General features: G+C 45.7%; 15 protein-coding genes. 10 read left to right on the forward strand and 5 right to left on the reverse strand.

The features are described from left to right. Positions 1-62: 62 nt before the first annotated feature. The gene (locus VFDL14_RS09960; protein ID WP_032551619.1) at positions 63-1,064 is read right to left on the reverse strand and encodes a substrate-binding domain-containing protein; all 1,002 of its coding nucleotides are present in this window, start codon (positions 1,062-1,064) and stop codon (positions 63-65) included. Between the two features lie 187 nt (positions 1,065-1,251). Between VFDL14_RS09960 and VFDL14_RS09955 the strand changes: the two genes are divergently transcribed. Continuing rightward, a complete protein-coding gene (locus VFDL14_RS09955) occupies positions 1,252-1,584 on the forward strand; it encodes a tRNA-binding protein (RefSeq protein ID WP_032551620.1) in 333 nt (110 codons plus the stop codon). A gap of 4 nt (positions 1,585-1,588) precedes the next feature. Here the strand turns inward: VFDL14_RS09955 and VFDL14_RS09950 are convergent, their stop codons facing one another. Next, positions 1,589-2,146, reverse strand: a complete 558-nt coding sequence (locus tag VFDL14_RS09950) for a gamma-glutamylcyclotransferase family protein (protein WP_032551621.1) — start codon at positions 2,144-2,146, stop codon at positions 1,589-1,591. Between the two features lie 276 nt (positions 2,147-2,422). On the opposite strand from VFDL14_RS09950, the gene VFDL14_RS09945 reads away from it, so the two are divergent. Beyond that, the gene (locus VFDL14_RS09945) at positions 2,423-3,607 is read left to right on the forward strand and encodes an NnrS family protein (protein WP_032551762.1); all 1,185 of its coding nucleotides are present in this window, start codon (positions 2,423-2,425) and stop codon (positions 3,605-3,607) included. A gap of 73 nt (positions 3,608-3,680) precedes the next feature. Here VFDL14_RS09945 and VFDL14_RS09940 read toward each other — a convergent pair whose 3' ends face one another. Then, positions 3,681-4,685 (reverse strand): adenosine deaminase, encoded by a 1,005-nt coding sequence (locus VFDL14_RS09940; protein ID WP_032551622.1) that lies wholly within the window; start codon positions 4,683-4,685, stop codon positions 3,681-3,683. 355 nt (positions 4,686-5,040) lie between these two features. Here VFDL14_RS09940 and VFDL14_RS09935 point away from each other — a divergent pair, with 355 nt between their 5' ends. Further along, on the forward strand, positions 5,041-5,358 hold the full coding sequence (locus VFDL14_RS09935; RefSeq protein WP_032551623.1) for a DUF3622 domain-containing protein: 318 nt from the start codon (positions 5,041-5,043) through the stop codon (positions 5,356-5,358). A gap of 109 nt (positions 5,359-5,467) precedes the next feature. Here VFDL14_RS09935 and VFDL14_RS09930 read toward each other — a convergent pair whose 3' ends face one another. Next, the gene (locus VFDL14_RS09930) at positions 5,468-6,514 is read right to left on the reverse strand and encodes a succinylglutamate desuccinylase/aspartoacylase family protein (protein WP_032551624.1); all 1,047 of its coding nucleotides are present in this window, start codon (positions 6,512-6,514) and stop codon (positions 5,468-5,470) included. Positions 6,515-6,773: 259 nt separating this feature from the next. Here VFDL14_RS09930 and VFDL14_RS09925 point away from each other — a divergent pair, with 259 nt between their 5' ends. After that, positions 6,774-7,313 (forward strand): DUF3332 domain-containing protein, encoded by a 540-nt coding sequence (locus VFDL14_RS09925; RefSeq protein ID WP_032551625.1) that lies wholly within the window; start codon positions 6,774-6,776, stop codon positions 7,311-7,313. 72 nt (positions 7,314-7,385) lie between these two features. Here VFDL14_RS09925 and VFDL14_RS09920 read toward each other — a convergent pair whose 3' ends face one another. Continuing rightward, positions 7,386-8,858 (reverse strand): aminoacyl-histidine dipeptidase, encoded by a 1,473-nt coding sequence (locus tag VFDL14_RS09920; protein ID WP_032551626.1) that lies wholly within the window; start codon positions 8,856-8,858, stop codon positions 7,386-7,388. Between the two features lie 1,133 nt (positions 8,859-9,991). Between VFDL14_RS09920 and VFDL14_RS09915 the strand changes: the two genes are divergently transcribed. From VFDL14_RS09915 to VFDL14_RS09890, 6 genes are all read left to right on the forward strand, one after another. After that, positions 9,992-11,281 (forward strand): NCS2 family permease, encoded by a 1,290-nt coding sequence (locus VFDL14_RS09915; RefSeq protein ID WP_032551627.1) that lies wholly within the window; start codon positions 9,992-9,994, stop codon positions 11,279-11,281. A 64-nt stretch (positions 11,282-11,345) separates the two neighbouring features. Then, positions 11,346-11,810 (forward strand): oxytetracycline resistance phosphoribosyltransferase domain-containing protein Tet(34), encoded by a 465-nt coding sequence (gene tet(34), locus VFDL14_RS09910; RefSeq protein WP_032551628.1) that lies wholly within the window; start codon positions 11,346-11,348, stop codon positions 11,808-11,810. An 88-nt stretch (positions 11,811-11,898) separates the two neighbouring features. Beyond that, on the forward strand, positions 11,899-13,152 hold the full coding sequence (gene frsA / locus VFDL14_RS09905; RefSeq protein ID WP_032551629.1) for an esterase FrsA: 1,254 nt from the start codon (positions 11,899-11,901) through the stop codon (positions 13,150-13,152). Positions 13,153-13,296: 144 nt separating this feature from the next. Beyond that, complete coding sequence (gene crl / locus VFDL14_RS09900) at positions 13,297-13,686, forward strand: sigma factor-binding protein Crl (RefSeq protein ID WP_032551630.1); 390 nt, start codon at positions 13,297-13,299, stop codon at positions 13,684-13,686. Positions 13,687-13,808: 122 nt separating this feature from the next. After that, positions 13,809-14,948 carry a glutamate 5-kinase gene (gene proB, locus VFDL14_RS09895; RefSeq protein WP_032551631.1) on the forward strand — a complete coding sequence of 380 codons (1,140 nt, stop codon included), beginning with the start codon at positions 13,809-13,811 and terminating at the stop codon, positions 14,946-14,948. A gap of 134 nt (positions 14,949-15,082) precedes the next feature. Next, complete coding sequence (locus VFDL14_RS09890) at positions 15,083-16,333, forward strand: glutamate-5-semialdehyde dehydrogenase (RefSeq protein ID WP_032551632.1); 1,251 nt, start codon at positions 15,083-15,085, stop codon at positions 16,331-16,333. Positions 16,334-16,350: the final 17 nt, after the last annotated feature.

The raw sequence follows: 16,350 nt of genomic DNA on the forward strand, positions 1-16,350 counted from the left end.
TAGTGAGAGTATGGTAACAAAGCCCTAGCGAACGGTTTTCGCTAGGGCTTTTTTTTATCTTTTTAACCCACTTTAGATACTGAGTTTCGGCGTACCAGAGTTGGTGAGAACCTCATTGTTTCTGAACTGGTCACTTCCTGTTTGGCAAGCTGCAAAGCAAGACGTGTTGCTTTCTCTGCCATGATCTGAATTGGGTAGCGAATAGTGGTCAGCTTTGGTGAGACGTAGCGAGCGATTAAACCGTCATCAAAGCCGACAATCGACATTTGATCGGGTGCTTGAATACCATTCTCATCGAGGACTGAAAGCGCGCCAGCTGCCATGTAATCGTTGTAAGCGACGATGCCAGTAATCGGTAGCGATTTGGTGAGCAGGTTAGTCATGGCGTATTCACCGCCTTCGCTGCTTGGTTGTGAGCTTTCGATGTAGCTCTCTGGCAACTCGATGTTGTAGTCACTCAGTGCTGCTCGATAGCCCTGAATACGTTCGTCAGCATCTTCAATGTTAATTGATGAGGCGATGCAGGCGATATTGCGATGACCATGACGGATAAGGTATTCAGTAGCGAGGTAGGCGCCTTTTTGGTTATCGAGGAAGATACAGCGCTCGCCAATCTCTTCGATATAGCGGTTGATGACTACCAAGCCCTTCACTTCTTTCGCATAAGCGATCAGCTCTTCATCGGTAAGACCTTTGGAGTGAATCACTAAAGACTCGCAGCGGTTGTTGATTAAGAGTTCGATGGCTTGCTTCTCTTCTTCGCGATCGTGAGACCCATTACCGACCAGAATGTGTTTGCCGTTTTCACGCGCCACATTGTCTACCGACTTTACCAGCGTACCGAAGAAGGGATCTGAGATATCACCAACCAAAACACCGACAGTATTGGTGCTTTGGCTGACTAATGCACGAGCATTGGCGTTAGGGCGGTACCCCAGCTTTTTCATGGCCTGTGTGACCGACTCGATAGAGCTTGCACTTGCCTTAGGGGACTTGTTAATTACACGGGAAACGGTTGCGACAGATACGCCCGCTTCCTTTGCCACATCTTTTATTGTTGCCATTTTTAACCTCTACTCAGTACCGCTCCTATTTAACACCGTCGCTGATAGTATGGCAATCAAACTTATCTTTTACTTCCAATATTGAGATCTTTACCGCTTGTAATTATTAGCTTTAGTGCTAGTGTAAATGTTTGCACTTTACTAAAATTAAGTAAAAGTTAATTTCATCAATAAAAAGGGAGTAGATATGGATACGATTGCGTACGGTGATTTCGCTAAGTTAGAGATGCGTGTAGGTAAGATCATTGAGGTTGCTCGTCATGAGAACGCAGACAAACTCTATATTGTTCAGGTTGATGTCGGTGAGAAAACTATGCAGACAGTCACCAGCCTAGTACCTTACTACACAGAGGAAGAGTTGATGGGCAAGCAAGTGGTGGTGCTGTGTAATCTGGCGAAGGCCAAGATGCGCGGGCATACATCGGAATGCATGTTGCTGTGTGCTGAAACAGACGATGAGTCAGAGAGTGTACTGCTGACACCAGAGCGTGTGATGCCAGCAGGGGTTCGCATCGTTTAGTGACTTACGAGCTGCGCACCACTAGAAGTAGGTCATCAATGATGCTGTGGTGGTGCTCAGACACGCCTGCCAAATTGCCATATTTAGGCTGGTGGCGATCATTAATCATAGGGTGTTGCCAACCCTGCGTATGTTGCACAAAGTGAGAAGCGAAACTTTCTGATATTTCTAGGCAGCCTGCAATGACAGTATCGACATAAGTCTGAACAATCGGGCTATTGCTGCAGGGCGCTTCAATCTCATCTTTAATGTAAACCCAGATCGTTTGGGAAGGATCAAAGCCTTGATGCGCTTCGATCTGATCGGGATCTAACTCAATTCGGTGATAGCCGCGCTCGCGACGATCGAACTCGGCCAGCGCCACGTCATCGACCTCAAGTAATACTCCATTTACCTGACCTTGCCCTTGATTCACGATCAAAGGAGAGATCACATAGCTGTCATCGATTTTACTCCAGTGTCTTACTAGACCATCGACTATCGCTGGGATTGCTTTTCCGGTCTGTCCGGTGAGTTGTCGTGAAGAGGAGTTGATTAAACTGCCATAGCCAAAAATATACATCGCTATCCTTGTCTGTTTATTGTTGAAAGCCTCACCTACTATATGGGGGAAGCAAATAAAAGTCAGCATATAACTGAAAGACTTTATTGTGTCTTATTGACTCTTTATGGTGTGTTTAATTGACTCTATATCGACGAATGAGTCTTCCTAAAGTCAATAAATACAGTGGTTTAGTATGTTGGAATGCTTCATGCATTGATCTGGTTATATGTGAATCTATCGCCAAACCACTCTCGAATCCGTTTTGGCGATACGCTTATTAATTTAGGAGCGACTTTGTTAAATATCACAGACAAAAGTGTCGAGGATGCGATTCCCGCTTATCTACGCTTGGGCTTTAGACCCTTCTTCTTCCTCGGTAGCATCTATGCGGTGCTCGCCATTGTTCTTTGGGTATACATGTTCCAAAACGGTCAACCTGAGATCCTACAAGTGCCGGCCTTGTGGTGGCATGTTCATGAGATGCTGTTTGGTTTCTCGATGGCGATTGTTGTCGGGTTTGTGTTAACCGCGGTACAGACATGGACGGGCGTCAATGGTACTAAACACTATCGCCTCGCAGCTTTGGTTGGTTTATGGCTCGCACCTCGAATTCTGTTTTGGACACCAGCACCATTGTGGTTAATTTCGTCGATTGAAGCACTGTTTTTGGCTTTTGCAGCTTACGAAATTGGCTTTCGAGTGGTACATGCCAAAGGGTGGAAAAATCTATTCTTCGTTCCGCTGTTTGTTTTGGCAATCGTGGCGAATTTTGCCAGCTATGCAACCATTAAGGGGATGCCGCCATTTCCTCCTTCAGCGGTTTGGCACGCGATGCTGTGGTGGTTTACGCTGCTGCTATCTGTGATGGGAGGGAGAGTCATCCCATTCTTCACCGCACGTCGCTTTAACTTTGATAAGCCACAACCCTTGCTATGGCTTGAGTGGTTATCCAATCTGCCTTTGGTCGGACTGTTTGTGTTGAGCTTCTTCCCACTCACTTTTGTCGAAGTCGGTAAGCCTCTGATGCTGTTTGCTGGTATTGCTCAGTTGGTGCGTGTGATTCGCTGGAAACCTTGGGCGACGCTATCTGAGCCGTTGGTGTGGTCACTGCATGCAGCATACCTTTGTATTCCGTTGAGTCTGTTGCTACGTGGTTTACTGGATAACCCGTTTGCAGGACATAATATGATTCACCTATTCGCAATTGGTGGTTTAAGCGGCTTGATCTTGGCGATGATTGCTCGTGTCACTATGGGTCATACAGGACGCGCTATCTACAAAGGACCGAACATGGCTGTGGCATTTACAGCCTTAATTCTGGCCGCGTTATTGCGCAGTGTTGGAGTGAGTTTGTTCCCTGCTTACATGATGCCTATCGTAAATATTAGTGCGGGTTTATGGGTACTCGCGTTTGGTATGTATGTGCTTAAATTTGGCATAATGTTGCTAACGCCAAGAGTTGATGGCCATCCGGGCTAAGTGATTCGGCCCATTAATAGTGAAAAAGGAAGCGTTGTGCTTCCTTTTTTCGTTTTAGCCCTTTTAGTCGATTTTAGTGATTGGCGAGGTAGTGTCGAACTTGCGTGATCATATCTTCCTTGGCATGAGGGGAGATGAAACTCGCTTCGATGGCGTTGATGCTAAATTGTGCGAGCTCTTGTTTGGTGATCTCGTGAGCGTGGGCAACGGCTAAGAAGTTATCGTTCATGTAGCCACCGAAGTAGGCTGGGTCATCCGAGTTTATGGTTACACATACCCCTTTTCTTAAAAGCTCAATAATGTTGTGCTGCTGCATAGTCTCAAACACTTTTAGTTTGGTGTTCGACAAAGGGCACACCGTTAAAGGCATACGATGCGCGACCAGCTCTGCTACGAGCTCAGGATCTTCACTGCAGCGCACACCGTGGTCGATACGAGTAACACCTAACATCTCGATGGCATCTCGAATGTTCTGAGCCGACCCTTCTTCACCCGCGTGCGCCACACTGAGGAAGCCGTGGTTGAGTGCTTCTTGAAACACACGTTGAAACTTTTCTGGTGGGTGGCCCACTTCAGATGAATCGAGCCCGACGCCAATAATGTGCTTTTTGTAGGGAAGGGCTTTACTGAGAGTGGTGAAGGCGCTCTCTTCATCAAGGTGGCGTAAGAAACACATGATCAATTGACTGCTGATCCCGAGCTCTTGATCGGCCTGTTTGAGAGCGCGAGTGATGCCTGCGATCACTGTTTCAAATTCAATCCCTCGCTCAGTGTGGGTTTGAGGGTCAAAAAAGATCTCGGTATGAATCACATTGTCTTGTTGGCATTTGAGCAGGTAAGCCCATGTCAGGTCGTAGAAATCTTGCTCGTGAATCAGGACATTGGCACCTTGATAATAGATATCGAGAAACGATTGTAGGTTGTGAAATTGATACGCTTGACGCACTTGATCTGGACTGTCGAATGGGATGTCGATGTTGTTGCGTTTTGCCAATTCAAACATCAGTTCTGGTTCGAGTGTGCCTTCTATATGTAGGTGCAGCTCAACTTTCGGTAGATTTTTGATGAAGCTATCCATAGCGACTCCTTAGCTATTTTAATTATGGGCGGAGTAGTTAAGACATTGAACATTGATGGGTAATCGAGTCGATTAGTGGGTTCACTTGCCTATGTTTGAGCATAGTTCATTTCATCATTAACGCTTTATTCTCTGCAAAATGGAGGGGAAGAAAGGAGGAATGAAATCGAGAACACTGAGTCGCAAACGATTTGCACAATTGGAGTGTGATCCGCTGCAAATATTTGCAGCAATGTTTATGGATTTGTGCTCTAATACCGCGCTTACCAAGGGATGGTGTTAAAAGATGCTCACATAGATGGAGTTATCAAAGTTGACCGATCCCTTAATGATCTCCCTTAGGAAAATACAGAACATGTCTAAGACCAAAAAATTTGATATCCGCCTTTCAGAAAAACGCAATGGCTGGTGTGCAGAGATTACTCGTCAAGTAACTTCTCGCTCAACTCGCGTTTCTAAGCGTGAAACGGGTTTTGAAACTGAAGCTCAAGCACAAGAGTGGGCAGAGAAAGAGCTGGCATCTTTCGTTGCTAACCAAGCTGAGCGTAACGAGCGTAAAGCAGAGCAGCGTAAAGAGCGTGATGAACTGCGCCACGCTAAAGAGCTAAAAGCTGAGCAAGCGCGTGAAGCACGTGCAAAAGCTCGCGCAGCAGCTGAGCTTGACGCTGAATAAGATTCAGATTCTACCAGGTTGAGTTTACTCGCCCGGTAAAGAAAGGCCCCAATCGTATTGAGCGATTGGGGCCTTTTTTGTGGAGTTTGTTTTATCGCTCGGCAAGCGATCAGTTATTTAGAGTCGTCAGCCAATCTTCTTCAGCAACTTCTTCAATGTAGTTTTCTACTGACTGTTCTACATCTTCATCATCTTGTTTGAAGTAAGCAATGTGGAACACCGCATCACCTTCATTAACCAGTGGCAGAGTTTGCTGACCAATTACAATACCGCCTTTTTTGGTGATGATTTGACTCTCTTGGTGTCCCAGTGGTGAACTGACGTACGCCAATGTTTGTCCCGCCTCAACCTTTTCACCTAATCTCACCATGTTACGTAAGATGCCGTCTGATTCTGCGCGAATCCAACTGGTGGAGCGGCTGATAACAGGCTCTGGTAGCTTTTTACGGTTTGGTCTAAGCATCCCGATAGCTTTCATTACCTGATGAATTCCCAAGTAACCAGCACGGATTGCTAGGTGATCAAAGCGCAGAGCTTCACCGCCTTCGTACGTCAGTACCGGAATACCAAGCTTCTCTGCTTCGCTACGCAGTGAACCGTCACGAAGTGGTGAGTCGATGATCACTGGTGTCGCAAACGCGTTAGCGATTCTTAATGTCTCAGGGTTCGATAAGTTTGCACGAATCTGAGGCAGGTTGGTGCGGTGAATGGCACCTGTATGCAAATCTAAAATGTAGTCACAACGCTTCGCGACGTTCTCAAAGAAGGTGAACGCGATACGAGACGTTAGTGAGCCTTTCTCACTTCCTGGAAAGCAGCGGTTTAAGTCGCGGCGATCAGGTAGGTAGCGAGATTTATGAATAAAGCCAAACACGTTAACGATAGGCACGACAATCAGGGTACCTTTTAGCTTTTTCGGTTCGATAGCGTTGGTCAGTTGACGTGCAATCTCAACACCATTGAGCTCGTCACCGTGAATCGCTGCGTTCACCATCAACGTTGGTCCCGCCTGACGACCATGAATCACCTCGATAGGGATCGATAGTGGTGAGTGGGTATATAGCTGAGCCGCTTGCAGCTCAATCTCCATTCGTTGGCCTGGTTGTACAGTTTGACCAAGGAGTTCGAATGGTTGGTTAGGTTTTAGTCTTGCCATTTAGGTTTCTCAACGAATGGATAATGGATTAAATCGGAATGTACCAATCGTTGATTTTTAGTACGAATCAATCACTTTACGGTGACGACAAAAATTTTTAATGAGGTGTGTTTGAGAATGGAATCGGCGTTGATTTAATCTTAATCAAGTTAATTGCTTAGCGCTTTATTTCTGACAATTCGCTGATAATTGGGAAGAAATCGACTGCTACTATCCAGCGCCTTTTTTTGGGCGACTATATTAATTAACTGAGATCGTTATGAAAAAAACAATCACTAAGATCGTAGCTCTGGCTGTCGCGTCGGTAGCTCTTTCAGGCTGTGTGGGCAGTAATGCTGTTACTGGTTACCTAATGCAATTTAACCTTAAAGCGGTCGACAACCGTTACGCGCGTGGTGGGTTGAACATGTTGCTCGCACCTGTTTACGGTCTAACTGTGGCAGCGGACTACTTAGTCTTCAACTCTCTAGAGTTTTGGACGGGTAAAAACCCAATTACTGGTACCCCGCATATCTTCGATAGCAAAACTGATACTTACATCGACATCAACCACCAGCTTGATAAGTCTCTCACTGAAGCGCCAATCGCACCTCTAACTCAAAATCGTGTGATTGAGCGTGGCGAAATGGTGCAGTTGGATGAAAACACGATTCAAATGAGCATCACTTACCAAAATGGTGAAGAGGCGACTTTGATTGGTGTGCGTGATGGCGAAGTGGTGACGTACTCTATCGATGGTGAGATTGTTGCTCAAACCTCAATGGATGAGTTAGCGGCTTACGCGGCAGCTCGCGCGTAATACGTAATATTCGTTAGTTAAAAAAACAGGTACTCAATGAGTACCTGTTTTTGTTTCAGCTAGAAAAGCGAATTATGCTTTTTCTGGGATTGCTTCAAGTAGTGCAACCATTTGGTTCCAGAATAGCTCAACCGTATCAATCTTCACTTTCTCATCTGGAGAGTGAGGGAACTTGATAGTAGGGCCGAAAGAAACCATGTCCATATTCGGGTAAGGTTCTTTGAATAGACCACACTCAAGACCAGCATGGATAACCATGATGTTTGGCTTGTGACCGTAGATGCCTTCGTACATGTCGCGGAAGATGTGCATGATTTCAGAATCCGCATCTGGCTTCCAACCTGGGTAAGCACCAGAGAACTCGATGCTCGCACCAGCAAGCTCAGCTACAGAGTGAAGCATGCTTTCAACTTGGCTACGGCCAGAGTCGATCAGAGAACGAATTAGGCAAAGTACTGTGATTGAGTTCTCTTCTGTCGTGATAACACCCACGTTTAAAGATGTCTCAACAACGCCTTCAATCTCATCACTCATACGGATCACTCCGTTTGGCGCTGCATTAAGTGCTGCGATGAAGCGAGCTTGGTCAGCCGCTGCAAGTGCGCCCATTTCAACTGAAGCTTCTTCGTTGAAAGTCACAATGCTGTCTTCTACTTTACCTAGCTCTGTTGAAAGAAGCTCCGTGTAGTAGTTGTATAGCGAAGCCAGTTTCTCTTGGTTTGCCGCTGGTACAGCAACGGTTACGAAACCTTCACGAGGAATCGCGTTACGTAGGCTACCGCCTTTGAATTCTACGATGCGTAGGTCTAGCTCTTTTGCGTGACCCGCTAGGAAACGAGCAAGCAGTTTGTTTGCGTTTGCACGACCTGTGTGAATATCACAACCTGAGTGGCCGCCTTTAAGACCTTTAAGCGTTAGCTTACGAGTCACGAAATCTGCTGGGATTGCAGTACGAGCAACGTCAAATGTCATTGCGCCGTCGATGCCGCCAGCACAACCCATGTACACTTCGCCTTCTTGCTCTGAATCGGTGTTAAGAAGGATGTCACCCTCTAACCAACCCGCTTCAAGACCGAACGCACCAGTCATACCTGCTTCTTCATCTACCGTTAGTAGAACTTCGATTGGGCCGTGCTTGATTTCGTTTGATGCAAGAACCGCAAGACATGATGCCATGCCCATACCGTTGTCTGCGCCAAGCGTTGTGCCTTTCGCTGTTACCCACTCGCCGTCGATGTACGGTTGGATTGGGTCTTTAGTGAAGTCGTGAACCGTATCTTCGTTCTTTTGTGGAACCATATCGATGTGAGCTTGTAGTACCACACCTTTTTTGTTTTCCATACCCGGCGTTGCTGGCTTCTTGATGAATACGTTACCTGTTGGGTCACGGCGTACATCTAGGCCTTGTTCTGTTGCCCAAGCAATAATGTATTGAGCAAGCTCTTCTTCGTGCTTTGATGGGTGTGGGATTGAGCAAATCTTATCGAAAAACTGCCAAAGTGGGGCAGGGGATAATTTACTGATCTCAGAATGGAATTCAGACACGGATGACTCCTTTTTTATTTAATAACCATATCTTTAGGTAAAAGTGGTTTGGTATAAAGGACAATTATCTAAAATATGGGTCTGTTTTGATGCCGACAGCATACCATTTGAGTGAGGCAACGAGTAGGTGTTGTAACAGGCAATTGTTGCAAAGTTTGAAAATAGATTTGTTGCTTCGATCAAAAATAGGTACCCAGTTGCTTAATAAGTTGCCGTGCAAACGTTTTTGCCGGTCTGTTTTGTAATTTAATTACATTTTGAGTTTGTTATTTAGTCTTTTTAGGCTGAAAGTGTGATTTGGTGCAAAAAATACTTGTAATCTTTTTTCGTTGGGGTATATTAATAACCAACTTCTGAGACGAAGAGTAAATGCTCAAAGGATGAGTCCGTTTATCGCCTCCAAGGAACTGAGAAATCAAAATTGTTTTTAATTGATTTATTAAGGTGATAGTTATGAAAGGTTTACCATCTGCAATGTTCTGGCTTAACAGCTCTGTTTACACTAGCAACTTTGCATACCCAACTAGCTTTGGTTACAACAAGTAATCTGAGCGTGTGACTTGAACAGTTTGTTCACCCCTATATATTGGAATTTTTTTACAACCCTCTTGGTTGACTGATTCTACCGCCACTCATATTTGAGTGGCGTTTTTTTTGCCTGCTGTTTTCCCACCATTTTTCTAATTCCACGATTTGTTATCCCAAGGCTTCATAGCCACTCCAATGCATTATTGATATCAGGGCTTTTGGTACCACTCTATTCAGATGGGAATAGGAGCTGGTTAAATTTTGCACCACAACTGAGCAGAACTTCCATTATTACCAGATCTGTTGAAAAGAGCGGTGCTTTAATGACTTTTATCGTACGGTCTTTGCTGTCTTTTCTTAGTGAATTTTCGAGGTGGTAGAAAAAAACACCACTTGTTTTGCATTTTTTTGATAATTTTAAGTGTCTGTTTTCAATGAATTTAGTGGCTAAGAATAGTCTGCTTTAATCGCCCTGTTTCATACGTTTTCTCTATTAATATTGGTTAGAGTCTTAATTCTATCTGGAATTTGTTATTTGATGACTTTATAATCCTGAGCCAATCGATTACGCAACCGTTTACTTTCTACCCTTATAGGATTCGATAATGTTCGAAAAGCTATTCAAACTCAGTGAAAACGGCACCAATGTGCGCACTGAAATCATCGCCGGTCTAACGACCTTCCTAACTATGGCTTACATCATTTTTGTAAACCCAATGATCTTAGCTGATGCAGGTATGGATCACGGCGCTGTATTTGTAGCAACCTGTCTAGCTGCGGCTATTGGCTGTTTCATCATGGGCTTTGTAGCCAACTACCCAATCGCTCAAGCACCAGGCATGGGCCTGAACGCGTTCTTTACTTATGCGGTTGTAATGGGCATGGGGTATACGTGGCAAGTTGCTTTGGCTGCGGTATTCGTGTCGGGCGTTATCTTCATTTTCTTAAGCATTTTTAAAGTCCGCGAATGGATCATCAACTCGATTCCTATGTCACTGCGTGTGGGTATCTCTGCAGGTATCGGTCTTTTCCTTGCGTTTATCGCTCTAAGCAACGCGGGTATCGTTGTTTCTAACCCAGCAACGAAGGTATCTCTGGGTGATATCACAGCGATTGGCCCTATTCTGGGTGCACTTGGCTTCTTCTTAACAGTTGCATTGGTTCACCGTGGTGTGAAAGGTGCAGTAATGATCGCGATTCTTGCTATCACTGCGATTGCAATTGTTATTGGTGATGTGCAATACGGTGGTATCGTTTCTGCGCCACCAAGCCTAGCGCCAACATTCATGCAGCTAGATTTCTCTGCTGTATTTGAAATCGGTATGATCTCGGTTGTGTTTGCTTTCCTATTCGTCGACCTATTTGATACCGCAGGTACGCTAGTTGGCGTTGCGACAAAAGCAAACCTAATCAAAGAAGACGGCAAACTTCCTCGTCTTAACAAAGCACTGCTTGCTGACTCAACAGCAACGTCTATCGGTGCACTTCTAGGTACATCAAACACCACTTCTTACGTAGAGAGTGTTTCAGGTGTTGCAGAAGGTGGTCGTACAGGTCTAACGGCTGTTGTCGTGGGCGTACTTTTCCTTCTTGCTCTATTCTTCTCGCCGCTAGCGGGCATGATTCCAGCTTACGCAACGTCAGGTGCGCTATTCTATGTAGCAATTCTGATGATGTCTGGTCTGGTTGGCATTGATTGGCGTGATCTTACAGAAGCAGCACCAGTCGTGGTAACATGTCTGCTTATGCCGTTGACGTACTCTATTGCAGAGGGTATCTCTCTAGGTTTCATCGCTTACGCTGCAATTAAGCTGCTAAGTGGCAAAGGTCGCGACGTTTCTATTGCCGTTTGGGTAATGTCTGTGATCTTTATCCTTAAGTACATCTTCGCTTAATCGCTTGCAGAGGCCATGTCGATATGGCCTCTAACAACATGACAATTTATTAGGTTTAATTACTATGAGTAACAAATTCATCATCACATGGGACAACATGCAATCTTACTGCCGTGAACTGGCTGCTAAGCAAATGCCAGCAGAACAGTGGAAGGGTATCTGGGCAGTAAGTCGTGGTGGTTTAGTACCAGGCGCAATCTTGGCTCGTGAGCTAGGTATTCGCTACGTTGATACAATTTGTATTTCTAGCTACGACCACGATCACCAACGTGATATGACTGTCGTTAAAGCGCCAGAGGGTGACGGTGAAGGTTTCCTAATCGTTGAAGACCTAGTAGACAGCGGTGACACTGCACGTAAACTGCGTGAAATGTACCCTAAAGCGAAGCTAATCGCGGTATGTGCTAAGCCTTCAGGTGCAGCACTACTAGACGATTACATCGTTGATATCGCACAAGACACATGGATTGAACAGCCATGGGACCTAAGCCTAGGTTACATTGAGCCAGTAAATCGCAAGTCAAAATAAGCATAATCTGTGTTTTTTGAGAAATGACCCTTTATAGGGTCATTTTTTTTTATATCATTACAGTCATCATCCTCGACTGAGAATCCCCATGTCGTTATCTGAAGAAACCAGTAAAAACCTATCTGAAACTCTATTCGTCAAACACAAACAGGCGAAAGAGACCTCAATGCTGACGCAATATATGCCGAGCTCTGTTGATCTGCTTGAACAGAAGCATGAGCAGCAAGACAGCGCGTGGTACCGAAACCTGCGCCGTATGCAGTGGGTTTGGCAAGGGGTGAACCCGATCGAGCAAGAAGCCGTGTTGTCACGCATTGCATCATCGACCCATTCTCGTACGACGGATGATTGGTTAGATACCGTCATGGGCTACCGCAGTGGTAACTGGGCTTATGAGTGGACAAAGCTCGGTATGCAACACCAAAACCGCGCTAACGATAAGAGCGGCGAAGAGGTTGCAGAGGAACTGTTTTCTGCGTCACTTTGCTTCAGTATTGCTGGCTACCCTCATTTGAAAAACGACAACCTAGCGACTCAAGCTCAGGTGTTGGCTAATACAGCTTATGCGGAAGCGATCAAGCACACTAAGTTGGTGGTGAAGCAGCTCGAGATCCCATATCAAAATCGTAAGATAAAAGCGCATCTGCATCTCTCCAATACAGATAAGCCTCAACCTGTGGTGATCGTTAGTGCTGGGCTAGATAGCTTGCAAACGGATATGTGGCGTCTGTTCCGCGACTACCTTGCGCCAAAGAATATCGCGATGCTGACGGTAGATATGCCGTCGATTGGTCACAGCTCTCACTGGCAGCTAACGGAAGACTCTTCTTGTTTGCACCAAGCGGTCCTGAATGAGCTGCCGAATATCCCATGGGTTGACCACTATAAGGTCGGTCTGTTCGGTTTCCGCTTTGGCGGCAACGCGATGGTTCGTTTGTCTTTCCTAGAGCAACAGAAGATCAAAGCCTGTGTGGCGCTCGGTGCACCGATCCACGATATCTTTGTACATGCGGATAAACTGAAACAGATGCCCAAGATGCACCTTGATGTGCTTGCTTCTCGTTTGGGTAAAGGTGCAGTTGATATCAATAGCTTGTCAGGTCAACTGATGGCTTGGTCTCTGAAAGTTCAAGGGTTGCTAGCTAACAGTAAAACGCGAGTTCCTATCCTAGCATTGGCTCTGGATGGAGACCCGGTATCACCACCATCGGATAATCAACTGGTTGCTATTTACAGTGATTACGGCAAGGCGAAGAAAATTAAGTCCAAGTCAATTACACAAGGGTATGAGCAATCCCTCGAATTGGCGATAAAATGGCTTGAGGATGAATTATTTAGATGACATTTCTCCTAAATTAGTTAAGCATGAATAGTGTACAGATTAAGTACCTGATACTCAGAGATAATTTATAAAATCCACTTGCGTGTTTTCTACGTATTACAGTCTGAGTAGCGTCATTCTTAACATTGAAAACGGAGATTCAATATGTCAGAAGTGACACAACAACCAACTCATTATCGTTTGCTAAATGTTTTAAAGGCCATTGGTCCATATTTGAGAGAGCCACAATCGGAAGAGGGACACTACATCTTCGATTGCCTTTCGGTGTGTGTAAACGATAAGAAGTCACCAGAAGAGCGTGAGTTCTGGGGATGGTGGCTAGAATTGGCAAAATCTGAACAAGGCTTTACTGCCAAGTACAACATTGGCAAATATAACGTTGAGGGTGAGTGGGAAGAGCTGGAACTTCCTAAGAAAGCCGTTTCTGAGGTGACTCGTACTCAGGAAGCGTTTCATCAAAAGCTATCCGAGGAACTGAAATCTAAGTTCGAACTGGAGGTTGAGCTAGACGCAGCTTCTGTCGAATTTGTCTAATTTTAAAGGTTACTCCTCTCTATAAGGTAAAAAGGTGCGATTTCGCACCTTTTCTACTTGTGAATTCCCGTTTTGATTGTTAAAACATCACCTCTTATTTGTTTTATTCATATAAAGACTTCATGACAACTAATCATCAAAGCGGGACAGCAACACAGCGCAAAACTGTGGTTGTTAAACTGGGTACCAGTGTCTTAACTGGTGGCACATTAGCGTTAGATCGAGCTCACATGGTAGAGCTTGTACGTCAGTGTGCAGAACTGAAAAAGCAAGGCCACTCTGTGGTTATGGTTTCGTCTGGCGCTATCGCAGCTGGACGTGAGCACCTTGGTTACCCCGCACTGCCCAACTCAATGGCGAGCAAACAGTTGCTTGCTGCAGTAGGACAGAGTCAACTGATTCAGGTTTGGGAGTCTTTGTTTGCTATCTACGGCATCAAGATTGGCCAAATGCTGTTGACGCGTGCCGACCTCGATGACCGTGAGCGCTTCCTAAATGCACGTGATACCATCAATGCATTGGTGGATAACGACATTATCCCAATCGTTAATGAGAACGATGCGGTAGCGACTAACGAGATTAAAGTAGGCGACAACGATAACTTGTCGGCTTTAGTCGGTATTCTGTGTGGTGCTGATAAGCTTCTACTCCTGACTGACCAGAAAGGTCTATTTACCGCTGATCCTCGCAAAGACCCAAATGCTGAGTTGATCAAAGAGGTTAAGACCATCGATGATACCTTGCGTAAGATCGCTGGCGGCAGTGGTACTACCTTGGGTACTGGCGGTATGGCCACTAAGCTGCAAGCAGCGGACATTGCGCGTCGTGCTGGGATTGAAGTTATCATCGCAGCAGGCAGCGCAGAGAATGTGGTCTTTGACTCACTCAGCGCAGAGCCACAAGGCACACGTTTCTTGCCATTAGAAGAGGCGCTTGAGAACCGCAAGCGTTGGATCCTGGCTGGCCCTGCATCGGCTGGTGATATCGTGGTTGATGACGGCGCAGTGAATGCTGTGAACACCAAGGGGAGCAGCTTGTTGGCCAAAGGTGTGATTCAAGTTCGCGGTGAGTTCTCTCGTGGTGAAGTGACTCAAGTAACAGACAACAAAGGTAAAGTGATTGCGCGTGGTATCGCAAGCTACTCAAGCCAAGACTTGGCGAAGATTGCGGGCAAACACAGTAAAGATATTGGAGAAATTCTGGGTTATGACTACGGCTCAGAGGTTATTCACCGTGATGACATGGTAGTGATCCAAGAGTAACAGACGAGCTAAACTTAGTACGCTTACTCAGAAAATGAGAGACCAATGAATAGCTGCCGATAGAAGGTGGCTATTTCATTAACTAGCGTACCCAGAATTTCAGATAGACAGACAGAATTAAGGGAGAGTTAAACGTGGATTTAACTAACATGGGTATCGCAGCAAAAGAGGCTGCCTTTCACCTAGCAACAGCATCAACAGCGCAGAAAAACAAAGCGCTCTCTATCATTGCAGATGAACTAGAAGCAAATGCAGCGACCATCCTTGAAGCGAACGCAAAAGATATCGAATTGGGTCGTGAAGCTGGTTTAACAGAAGCGCTGCTTGACCGCCTATTTCTTAACGAAGAGCGTCTAACGGGCATTGCTAACGATGTGCGCAACGTTATCAGCCTGAATGACCCTGTAGGCAGCGAAATTGACAGCAAAGTGCTGGAAAACGGTATGTCACTATCTCGTCGTCGCGTCCCGCTTGGTGTTGTTGGTGTTATTTATGAAGCACGCCCGAACGTAACCATCGACATTGCGGCACTGTGTTTGAAAACAGGTAACGCAAGCATCCTACGTGGTGGTAAAGAGACGTTTTTCTCAAACATGGAGCTGGTTAAGGTTATCCAATCTGCACTAGAAAAAGCAGAGCTACCAGCGGCATCGGTACAATACATTGAGAAGCCAGATCGCGAACTTGTGTCTCAGCTGCTTAATCTAGACAAGTACGTTGATATGATCATCCCACGCGGTGGTGCAGGCCTACACAAAATGTGTAAAGAGAACAGCACGATCCCAGTAATCATCGGTGGCTTTGGTATTAGCCATATCTTCGTTGATGAGTCGGCTGACCTAGAAAAGTCAGTGAATGTGGTTGAGAACTCAAAGGTTCAGCGTCCATCAGCATGTAACTCACTAGATACTCTGCTTGTTCATGAAGCGGTCGCTGAGGAGTTCCTTGGTAAGCTTAAAACGCGCCTAGCGGGTAAAGTGACATTAGTGGCTGATGCAAGTGCTAAAGCGCTACTTGCTGATTTCGCTGACGTGCGTGATGCGGGTGAAGATGATTTCGATACTGAGTGGCTAAGCTACACCTTAGGTGTCAAAGTGGTTGCTGACGTAGCACAGGCGATTGACCACATGCGCGTACATAATGCGAGTCACTCAGATGCAATCATGACAAACAGCCTAGAGAGCTCTGAACGTTTCATTAACTCAGTCGGTTCTGCGGCGGTTTATGTGAACGCATCAACTCGCTTTACTGATGGTGCGCAGTTTGGTCTTGGCGCAGAAGTGGCAGTATCAACACAGAAGCTTCATGCTCGCGGTCCTATGGGATTGGAAGAGCTAACCAGCTACAAGTGGGTTGGTAAAGCGAACTACCTAGTTCGTAGCTAGGATGAATGTGAAGCTCG

It is taken from the genome of Vibrio fortis, assembly GCF_000695685.1.
GTDB classification, from domain to species: domain Bacteria; phylum Pseudomonadota; class Gammaproteobacteria; order Enterobacterales; family Vibrionaceae; genus Vibrio; species Vibrio fortis_A.

Excerpts from the sequence above, each read along its gene's own strand:
- VFDL14_RS09960 (WP_032551619.1), bottom strand. The coding sequence starts at position 1,064 with ATGGCAACAATAAAAGATGTGGCAAAGGAAGCGGGCGTATCTGTCGCA.
- VFDL14_RS09955 (WP_032551620.1), top strand. The coding sequence starts at position 1,252 with ATGGATACGATTGCGTACGGTGATTTCGCTAAGTTAGAGATGCGTGTA.
- VFDL14_RS09950 (WP_032551621.1), bottom strand. The coding sequence starts at position 2,146 with ATGTATATTTTTGGCTATGGCAGTTTAATCAACTCCTCTTCACGACAA.
- VFDL14_RS09940 (WP_032551622.1), bottom strand. The coding sequence starts at position 4,685 with ATGGATAGCTTCATCAAAAATCTACCGAAAGTTGAGCTGCACCTACAT.
- VFDL14_RS09935 (WP_032551623.1), top strand. The coding sequence starts at position 5,041 with ATGTCTAAGACCAAAAAATTTGATATCCGCCTTTCAGAAAAACGCAAT.
- VFDL14_RS09930 (WP_032551624.1), bottom strand. The coding sequence starts at position 6,514 with ATGGCAAGACTAAAACCTAACCAACCATTCGAACTCCTTGGTCAAACT.
- VFDL14_RS09925 (WP_032551625.1), top strand. The coding sequence starts at position 6,774 with ATGAAAAAAACAATCACTAAGATCGTAGCTCTGGCTGTCGCGTCGGTA.
- VFDL14_RS09915 (WP_032551627.1), top strand. The coding sequence starts at position 9,992 with ATGTTCGAAAAGCTATTCAAACTCAGTGAAAACGGCACCAATGTGCGC.
- frsA (WP_032551629.1), top strand. The coding sequence starts at position 11,899 with ATGTCGTTATCTGAAGAAACCAGTAAAAACCTATCTGAAACTCTATTC.
- crl (WP_032551630.1), top strand. The coding sequence starts at position 13,297 with ATGTCAGAAGTGACACAACAACCAACTCATTATCGTTTGCTAAATGTT.
- proB (WP_032551631.1), top strand. The coding sequence starts at position 13,809 with ATGACAACTAATCATCAAAGCGGGACAGCAACACAGCGCAAAACTGTG.